The organism is Streptococcus sp. GMD4S (assembly GCF_000296955.1).
Genome location: NZ_AJRE01000306.1, coordinates 1 through 879, shown reverse-complemented (window position 1 = coordinate 879; position 879 = coordinate 1). Strand labels below are relative to the sequence as shown.

Annotated in this window: 1 protein-coding gene and 1 pseudogene; both read left to right on the top strand. The window is 38.0% G+C overall.

What is annotated here, in order from left to right; translation table 11 throughout:
• Positions 1-303 (top strand): Rgg family transcriptional regulator (locus GMD4S_RS09545; RefSeq protein ID WP_008290320.1); only part of this gene is annotated, 303 nt, incomplete at its 5' end.
• A gap of 197 nt (positions 304-500) precedes the next feature.
• A pseudogene (locus tag GMD4S_RS09540) lies at positions 501-879 on the top strand (transporter); the annotation flags it as partial.

Here is an 879-nt window from a genome sequence, read left to right as displayed (position 1 = left end):
CTAATGGAAATGTCTAGTAATCGAAACCTTTTTCATACTATGCTATTGAATGGTTTTTTAGCCAGCATTGAGTGTGAAGAATTTACCAATGCCTCTTATTTTAAACGTGTCATCAAAGAGCATTTCTACAAGGAAAATGAGACCTATTTCCGAATTGTCTATTTGTGGGCTGAAGGTCTTCTTGATAGCAAGCAGGGTAGAGTCAAGGAAGGTCAGAAAAAGATGGAAGATGCTGTCCATATTTTTGAGATGCTTGGTTGTAACAAATCTGCTGAATACTACAGAAATACAACCGATTGTTGAATATCTGCAAACTAAGAAAATAATTTGAAAATTTAAGCGATAGAACTTTTGACTACTCTCAGGTCGTTACAAAAGTTCTATCGTTTCTTTGCTCATTTTGTGTGTTGCATATATTCAAAAGTTTTCCCTTTCAATTTCTAAGTGCTATACTATAGTCATACTTCATATAGGGATTATAACAAGAAGGGAGATCACCTATGAAACTATTGTTTAGAAATCAAGCTTATCGACTCTTGACTTTGTCGCGCTTCTTCAATGCCTTTGGTGCTTCGATTTTTAACCTGGTATTTATCGTTTATGCATCGACCTTGCCACAAGCCTCTTTTGCTGTTGCTATGGCGAATATTGTCATGATTCTTCCGACTCTCTTTACAGTTTTTGTAGGGATTCGGGCAGATTACACAAGGGACAAGGTCAAATGGATGGTCTATAGCGGTTTGTTTCAGGCGGTTTTATTTTTTCTGGCAGCCCTAGTTGTTCAGCAAGCTAGTCTCTTTGCCTTTTCTAGCCTGTGTTTGATCAATGTCATCAGTGATGTGATCAGTGATTTTGCTGGTGGTTTGCGCATGCCCCTCG